The 8,551-nt window shown below is 34.2% G+C and carries 6 protein-coding genes; all 6 read left to right on the forward strand.

All coding sequences use genetic code 11. The annotated features are described in order from the left end of the window. Positions 1 to 16: 16 nt before the first annotated feature. Positions 17 to 1,792: a long-chain fatty acid--CoA ligase gene (locus tag FPG59_RS11330; protein WP_086454713.1), complete on the forward strand. Its 1,776-nt coding sequence runs from the start codon at positions 17 to 19 to the stop codon at positions 1,790 to 1,792. A 279-nt stretch (positions 1,793 to 2,071) separates the two neighbouring features. Then, positions 2,072 to 2,578 carry a MarR family winged helix-turn-helix transcriptional regulator gene (locus FPG59_RS11335; protein WP_230156015.1) on the forward strand — a complete coding sequence of 169 codons (507 nt, stop codon included), beginning with the start codon at positions 2,072 to 2,074 and terminating at the stop codon, positions 2,576 to 2,578. Between the two features lie 48 nt (positions 2,579 to 2,626). Continuing rightward, positions 2,627 to 5,017, forward strand: coding sequence for a 3-hydroxyacyl-CoA dehydrogenase/enoyl-CoA hydratase family protein (locus tag FPG59_RS11340; protein ID WP_086454714.1), 2,391 nt, complete (start codon positions 2,627 to 2,629; stop codon positions 5,015 to 5,017). Between the two features lie 81 nt (positions 5,018 to 5,098). Continuing rightward, positions 5,099 to 6,280: an acetyl-CoA C-acyltransferase gene (locus tag FPG59_RS11345; protein ID WP_086454715.1), complete on the forward strand. Its 1,182-nt coding sequence runs from the start codon at positions 5,099 to 5,101 to the stop codon at positions 6,278 to 6,280. A 66-nt stretch (positions 6,281 to 6,346) separates the two neighbouring features. After that, positions 6,347 to 6,697 (forward strand): four helix bundle protein, encoded by a 351-nt coding sequence (locus tag FPG59_RS11350; protein ID WP_086454716.1) that lies wholly within the window; start codon positions 6,347 to 6,349, stop codon positions 6,695 to 6,697. Between the two features lie 61 nt (positions 6,698 to 6,758). Beyond that, positions 6,759 to 8,551, forward strand: a 1,793-nt coding sequence (locus tag FPG59_RS11355; RefSeq protein WP_086454717.1) for an acyl-CoA dehydrogenase family protein, incomplete at its 3' end; no start/stop codon positions are given.

Below are 8,551 nucleotides of genomic sequence, written 5' to 3' on the forward strand. Positions count from 1 at the left end.
AAACAATATTTCCATAATGATAAATATCACCCGCCTCTTTGATTTCCCTTACTACCAACAAGAAAAATATACATCTATTCCAGATGCGTTGGTTACCAAACAAAATGGAGAATGGATTAAAACCTCTACTCAAGAATACATTGCTAATGCAAATGCCATATCACGTGCATTAATTCAGTTAGGGATACAAAAAAATGATAAAATTGCTATCATTTCTACCAATAATAGAACTGAATGGAACACTATGGATATAGGAGTATTGCAAACAGGTGCTCAAACTGTGCCTATTTATCCTACAATTGCCGAAGATGATTACGAATATATCTTAAACCACTCTGAATCTATTTACTGTTTTGTATCTGATACAGAAGTTTTAAGAAAATTACGTTTGATTCAAAAAAACGTTCCAACTTTAAAAGGTGTTTACTCTTTTAATGAAATAGAAGGATGTGCAAACTGGAAAGAATTGCTAGTTCTAGGTCAGGACACGAGTCTTCAAGATACAGTAGAGCAACGCAAAAACGATGTTAAAACAGAGGATTTAGCCACAATTATCTACACATCTGGAACAACAGGAAGACCTAAAGGCGTAATGTTATCCCATCAAAATATAGTTTCTAATGTTTTAGATAGCGCCAAAAGAATTCCTTTTGAAGCAGGAAAAAGTAGAGCATTGAGCTTCCTTCCTATTTGTCATATTTTTGAAAGAATGATCCTTTATTTATACCAATATTATGGTGTATCCATCTATTTTGGAGAATCTATTGAGCGCATCAGTGATAACATCAAAGAGGTGCAACCTACTGTAATTACTGCCGTTCCTAGACTTCTTGAAAAAGTATATGATAAAATTTATGCCAAAGGAACAGAACTCACAGGAATTAAGAAAAAACTTTTTTTCTGGGCTATTGATTTAGGTCTTGTTTATGAGCCTTACGGCAAAAATGGATTTTGGTATGAGTTCCAACTTAAAATTGCTCGAAAACTAATTTTTAGCAAATGGAAAGAAGGTTTAGGTGGAAAACTTGACTTAATGGTATCTGGTAGTGCAGCATTACAACCAAGACTAGCCAGAATTTTTGCAGCAGCAGAAATCCCTGTTATGGAAGGATATGGCTTAACTGAAACTTCTCCTGTAATTTCTGTAAATGATTTAAGAAATAAAGGTTTTAGAGTTGGTACAGTAGGAAAAGTTATTGACAACGTATCAGTAGTGATTGCTGAAGATGGTGAAATTTTATGTAAAGGCCCTAATGTGATGATGGGCTATTACAAAGACCCACAACTAACAAGCGAAGTTATTACAGATAACTACTTTCATACGGGTGATATAGGGGAATTTGACAAAGACGGATTCTTGAAAATAACAGATCGTAAAAAAGAAATGTTTAAAACCTCAGGCGGAAAATACATTGCCCCACAACTTATTGAAAACACCATGAAACAATCCCGTTTTATCGAGCAAATCATGGTAATAGGTGACGGACAAAAAATGCCAGGTGCCTTTATTCAACCTAGTTTTGATTTTATTAAAGAATGGGCTTTAATTCATAAAATTGAATTAGGTAACAGCAATGAAGCTATTGTAGCCAATGAAAAAGTAATAGAACGTATTCAACAAGAAGTTGATACTTTGAATGAAAAGTTTGGAAATTGGGAGAAAATAAAACGTTTTGAACTCACTCCAAATATTTGGTCTATAGAAGGAGGAGAACTCACACCTACTCTAAAATTAAAACGAAAAATAGTTTTACAAAAATATGCTGACTTATTTAATAAAATTTACAATTAATATAATGTCTTAAAACCTTATCAAGGATTTTAAATTAAAATATAATGTTACCCATTATCAGCCATAAGTTTTACTTGTGGCTTTTTTTTGGCCTAAAAATAAGGCTTTGTCTGATTATAACAACATATAGACTACAACCCATTACAAGACACTTTACCTTATAAAGTTCTCATATTCAAGAATGTTTTTTTATATTTAATAAATTTTTAATAAAAAAAACACTTTTATTATGCGTGCATAGTATTTTTTTTATTATATTTGAAATCGATATAGTTTCCCATGAAAGATAAAACAATAGATTACATATTAAGAGCAACATGGCAAGCAGTAGCCAGAATGTATAACGAAGAAGCATCAAAATATGATGCAAGTATGGCAACAGGTTTTGCATTGTTGAGTATTGATAAAGAAGGTGGAACTCCATCAACTTCTTTAGGACCTAAAATGGGAATGGAAGCCACAAGCTTAACAAGAACTCTTAAATCAATGGAGGAAAAGGGATTAATTATACGCAAGAAAAATCCTGAGGATGGACGTGGAGTATTGATTTACTTAACAGAATTTGGAAAAGAAAAAAGAGAACTTTCAAAAAATACAGTTCTGAAATTTAATGATGCTGTACGCAAATCAATTTCTGAAGAAAAACTACAACATTTTGTTGAAGTTGCGGATGTAATTAACGAATTAATTGTAGAAAAAAACATTTTTAACAACACCCACACACTTGACACAACTGTTGAAAAATTAGAAATTAAGGAAACAGTTCAATTAGAATCTAATATATAATCAGACAGATAAAACATTACAAATTAAAAAAACAAACATAAACGAAGTATGAAACGCACCATCAAAAAAGTTGCAGTAATAGGATCCGGAATTATGGGATCTGGAATTGCTTGTCATTTTGCTAACATTGGAGTTGAAGTATTGCTTTTGGATATTATCCCAAGAGAATTGACGGATGCCGAAGCAAAAAAAGGACTCACACTAGAGAGTAAAATTGTTAGAAATCGATTGGTAAATGATAGTTTAGCTACAGCTTTAAAATCAAAGCCATCTCCTATTTACAGTCAAAAATTTGCAAATCGAATCTCAACTGGTAATACAACAGATGACATGGCAAAAATTGCTGGTGTAGATTGGATTATTGAGGTTGTTGTTGAAAAACTTGATATTAAAAAATTAGTTTTTGAACAAATTGAGAAATTTAGAAAACCAGGTACATTAGTAACTTCTAACACTTCTGGTATTCCTATTCATTTTATGAGTGAAGGAAGAAGTGAAGATTTTCAAAAACATTTTTGTGGAACCCACTTTTTTAACCCAGCGCGTTACTTGAAATTATTTGAAATCATTCCTGGACCAAAAACAAGCACAGAGGTTTTAGATTTTCTTACGGTTTATGGAGAGAAGTTTTTAGGAAAAACTTCGGTTTTGGCCAAAGATACTCCAGCGTTTATTGGAAACCGAATTGGAATTTATGGAATTCAAAGTTTGTTTCACTTGGTAAAAGAAATGGGACTTACTATTGAAGAAGTAGATAAATTGACTGGGCCTGTTATTGGTCGTCCAAAATCGGCTACTTTTAGAACTGTTGATGTTGTAGGTTTGGATACTTTAGTTCATGTTGCCAATGGTATTTATGAAAACTGTCCAAATGATGAGCAACACGACTTGTTTAAACTTCCTGGGTTTGTAAACACCATGATGGAAAACAAATGGTTGGGTAGCAAAACAGGACAAGGATTTTATAAAAAAGAAGGTAAAGACATCTTAACCTTAGATCTAGATACATTAGAATATAGAGCTGCAAAAAAAGCATCTTTTGCAACACTTGAACTTACCAAAACTATTGATAAACCGATCAACCGTTTTAAAGTACTTGTAAAAGGGAAAGATAAAGCTGGTGAATTTTACAGAAAAAGTTTTGCTGGGTTATTTGCTTATGTATCTAACAGAGTTCCTGAAATTTCAGATGAATTTTACAAGATAGACGATGCTATGAAAGCCGGTTTTGGATGGGAAAATGGACCATTTGAAATTTGGGATGCTATAGGTGTTGAAAAAGGAATTGAAATCATGAAGGCAGAAGGTTTAGCTCCTGCTGCATGGGTAAATGATATGTTAGCTTCTGGAAATACTAGTTTTTATTCAGTAAAAGAAGGTACAACGTTTTTCTACAATATTCCAAGTAAAACACAAACAAAAGTTCCGGGACAAGACGCCTTTATTATCCTAAATAACATTCGCGAAAGCAAAAAAGTTTGGAGTAACAGCGGTGCAATCATCCAAGATTTAGGAGACGGAATTTTGAATTTAGAATTCCAATCTAAAATGAATACAATTGGTGGTGATGTTTTACAAGCTATCAATAAAGCAATTGATTTATCTGAGAAAGAATATCAAGGATTGGTTATTGGTAATCAAGCAGCAAACTTCTCTGTAGGTGCCAATATTGGAATGATTTTCATGATGGCTGTGGAGCAAGAGTATGATGAGTTGAATATGGCTATCAAAATGTTCCAAGACACGATGATGCGCGTACGTTACTCTGGAATTCCAGTTGTAGTAGCACCACACGGAATGACTTTTGGTGGTGGTTGCGAAATGAGTTTGCATGCTGACAAAGTTGTTGCTGCAGCAGAAACCTATATGGGATTAGTTGAATTTGGTGTTGGGGTTATACCTGGCGGTGGTGGATCTAAAGAATTGGCTATGCGTGCCTCTGATTTATTCCATAAAAATGATGTGGAGTTAAATGTACTGCAAGAATATTTCTTGACTATTGCAATGGCAAAAGTATCTACATCAGGATATGAAGCATTTGACACTGGATTACTTCAACATGGTAAAGATATCATTGTAATCAATAAAGACAGACAGATTGCAGAAGCAAAAAAACATGCACTCTTGATGGCCGAAGCTGGTTACACACAACCAATACGTAGAAAGGATGTAAAAGTACTAGGAAAACAAGCTCTTGGGATGTTCTTAGTAGGTACAGATCAAATGGAAGCTGGAAAATACATCTCTGAACATGATAAAAAAATAGCTAATAAACTAGCTTACGTAATGGCAGGTGGTGATTTATCTGAGCCAACACTAGTAAGCGAACAATATTTATTGGATATCGAAAGAGAAGCTTTCTTATCATTATGTACAGAGAGAAAAACATTAGAAAGAATCCAATTTATGTTGACCAAAGGGAAACCGTTGAGAAATTAATTTTAAACAATAAATTAAGACTTATAAATTAAAACTTATTATCGTTTAAAAATTTACGAGTCAAAATTCAAAATACTAGTTATGAAAACAGCCTATATAGTAAAAGCATACAGAACAGCCGTGGGGAAAGCCCCAAAAGGAGTGTTCAGATTTAAACGTCCTGATGAATTAGCAGCAGAAACCATCGAATTTATGATGAATGAGTTGCCAAGTTTTGATAAAACACGCATTGATGACGTAATGGTAGGAAATGCAATGCCAGAGGCAGAACAAGGACTAAACGTTGCGAGACTTATTTCGTTAATGGGTTTAAAAGTAGAAGATGTTCCTGGTGTTACTGTAAACAGATATTGTGCTTCTGGTTTGGAAACTATTGGTATGGCTACGGCTAAAATTCAATCAGGTATGGCACATTGTATTATTGCAGGTGGAGCTGAAAGCATGAGTTTTATCCCAATGGGAGGTTACAAACCAACTCCGGATTATGCTGTTGCAAAAGCTGGAAACGAGGATTACTACTGGGGAATGGGTCTTACTGCTGAGGCAGTAGCACAACAATTTAAAGTATCTCGTGAGGATCAAGATGAATTTGCATACCACTCTCACATGAAAGCTTTGCAAGCACAAGCCGAAGGTAAATTTGACAAGCAAATTGTTCCTATTACGGTGGAACAAACATTCCTTAATGAAAACGGAAAAAAAGAAACCAAATCATACGTTGTAAATAAAGACGAAGGTCCAAGAGCTGGTACATCAAAAGAAGCTTTGGCTGGATTACGTCCTGTTTTTGAAGCAAATGGTAGTGTAACTGCAGGAAACTCATCACAAATGAGTGATGGTGCTGCTTTTGTTTTGATCATGAGCGAAGAAATGGTAAAAGAGTACAACTTAGAACCAATTGCTCGTTTGGTAAATTTCGCTTCGGCAGGAGTTGAGCCTAGAATTATGGGTATTGGACCAGTAAAAGCAATTCCAAAAGTATTAAAACAAGCAGGTTTGACAATTAATGATATTGATTTAATAGAGTTAAACGAAGCTTTTGCTTCTCAAGCATTAGCTGTAACCCGTGAATTAGACTTAAATCCAGAAATCATTAATGTAAATGGAGGTGCCATTGCATTAGGTCATCCACTAGGATGTACTGGAGCAAAATTATCAGTACAACTGTTTGATGAAATGAAACGTAGAGGAAGCAAGTACGGAATTGTAAGCATGTGTGTAGGGACTGGTCAAGGTTCTGCAGGTGTTTACGAGTTGTTATAGAACAGAATAAAGAATAAAGAATAAAGAATAAAGAATAAAGAACATAGACTTAGAATCAGACTTGATATGAGGCACAACTATAAAAATCTGAAAATTTGGCAACTTGGGATAACCATTGCAAATGAGATTTCAGATTTATTAATAGAATTTCCACCGCATGAAAGGTATGATTTAAGTTCCCAAATTAGTAGATGTTCTGTTTCAATGCCTAGTAATATAGCTGAAGGATCCTCTAGAACAGATAAATCTTTCAGTCATTTTTTAGACATCTCTTTAGGATCATCTTTTGAACTGATAACGCAATTATTAATTGCAAAGCATAGAAAATATATAAACGAAACAAAATTTAATCAATTAGAAATTAAAATAGAAGAATTTCAAAGAATGACAATGGGTTTTCAAAACGGTCTAAAATAATAGATCTTTCAAAATCTATAATTCTATATTCTATTCTCTTTTCTCTAAAAAAAAAAGAAAAATGGCAGATACAATTGAAAAAAACGTAACCCGTGGTGGTCAGTTTTTAGTTAAAGAAACAAAATGTGAAGATATTTTCACACCTGAAGATTTTACAGAAGAGCAATTAATGATGCGTGACTCTGTAAAAGAGTTTGTAGACAAAGAATTGTGGGCTCACAAAGATCGTTTTGAAAAAAAGGATTACGCTTACACAGAAGAATCCATGAGAAAAGCAGGTGAACTAGGACTTTTAGGAGTTGCAGTTCCTGAAGCTTACGGTGGATTAGGAATGGGGTTTGTATCAACTATGTTAGTGTGCGATTACATTTCTGGAGCAACTGGATCGTTCTCAACTGCTTTTGGAGCTCATACAGGTATTGGTACTATGCCAATCACATTATATGGATCTGAGGAGCAAAAATTAAAATACGTACCTAAACTTGCTTCAGGAGAGTGGTTTGGTGCTTATTGCCTAACGGAGCCAGGAGCTGGATCTGATGCAAATTCAGGAAAAACTAAAGCAGTTTTATCTGAAGATGGTACACATTATTCTATCACTGGTCAAAAAATGTGGATATCAAATGCAGGTTTCTGTAGCTTGTTTATTGTTTTTGCTAGAATTGGTGATGATAAAAACATTACAGGTTTCATCGTTGAAAATACGGATAACAACGGAATTTCAATGGGTGAAGAAGAGCATAAACTAGGAATTCGTGCTTCATCTACTCGTCAGGTTTTCTTTAACGAAACTAAAGTTCCTGTTGAAAACATGTTATCTGAAAGAGGTAATGGTTTTAAAATAGCGATGAACGCACTTAACGTAGGAAGAATTAAATTGGCAGCAGCTTGTCTTGATGCACAACGTAGAGTAATTACAGGATCTGTAAAATATGCTAATGAAAGAATCCAATTTAATACAGCTATTTCTCAATTTGGTGCAATTCGTTCTAAATTAGCTGAGATGGCAACTTCTTGCTACGCAGGAGAAAGTGCTTCTTACCGTGCAGCAAAAGATATTGAAGACAGAATCATTGCTCGTGAAGCAGAAGGAACTTCTCATCAAGAAGCTGAATTAAAAGGGGTTGAAGAATATGCAATAGAATGTTCAATCTTGAAAGTTGCTGTATCAGAAGATGTTCAAAACTGTTCTGATGAAGGAATTCAAATTTTTGGGGGTATGGGATTCTCTGAAGATACTCCTATGGAAAGTGCTTGGAGAGATGCAAGAATTGCTCGTATTTACGAAGGTACAAATGAGATTAACAGAATGCTTTCAGTAGGTATGTTAATTAAAAAAGCAATGAAAGGGCACGTTGATTTATTAGGACCTGCTATGAAAGTATCTGAAGAGTTGATGGGAATTCCATCATTTGACACACCAGACTACTCTGAATTATTTGCTGAGGAAAAAGAAATCATCAAAAACTTAAAGAAATCTTTCTTGATGGTTGCTGGTAGTGCTGTTCAAAAATTTGGAGCTGACTTAGATGCACACCAACAATTATTAATGGCTGCTTCGGATATGCTGATTGAAGTTTACATGGCAGAAAGTACTATCTTAAGAACTGAGAAATTAGCTAAAAAAGAAGGGGAAGATAAAGTTCAAGAGCAAATTGCAATGGCTAAACTTTACTTGTACAAAGCCGTTGATATTGTAAACCAAAAAGGAAAAGAAAGCATTATTTCTTTTGCTGAAGGTGATGAGCAACGTATGATGTTAATGGGATTACGTCGTTTTACAAAATACACAAATATGCCAAATGTAGTGGCATTAAGAGAAATAATTACTGCTAAACTAGTAGCAGAAAATGA

It is taken from the genome of Flavobacterium sp. FPG59 (assembly GCF_002150205.1).
Taxonomy (GTDB): domain Bacteria; phylum Bacteroidota; class Bacteroidia; order Flavobacteriales; family Flavobacteriaceae; genus Flavobacterium.

What these genes read in the sequence shown, in the direction of transcription:
- FPG59_RS11330 (WP_086454713.1), top strand. Translation starts at nt 17, where the DNA reads ATGATAAATATCACCCGCCTCTTTGATTTCCCTTACTACCAACAAGAA.
- FPG59_RS11335 (WP_230156015.1), top strand. Translation starts at nt 2,072, where the DNA reads ATGAAAGATAAAACAATAGATTACATATTAAGAGCAACATGGCAAGCA.
- FPG59_RS11340 (WP_086454714.1), top strand. Translation starts at nt 2,627, where the DNA reads ATGAAACGCACCATCAAAAAAGTTGCAGTAATAGGATCCGGAATTATG.
- FPG59_RS11345 (WP_086454715.1), top strand. Translation starts at nt 5,099, where the DNA reads ATGAAAACAGCCTATATAGTAAAAGCATACAGAACAGCCGTGGGGAAA.
- FPG59_RS11350 (WP_086454716.1), top strand. Translation starts at nt 6,347, where the DNA reads ATGAGGCACAACTATAAAAATCTGAAAATTTGGCAACTTGGGATAACC.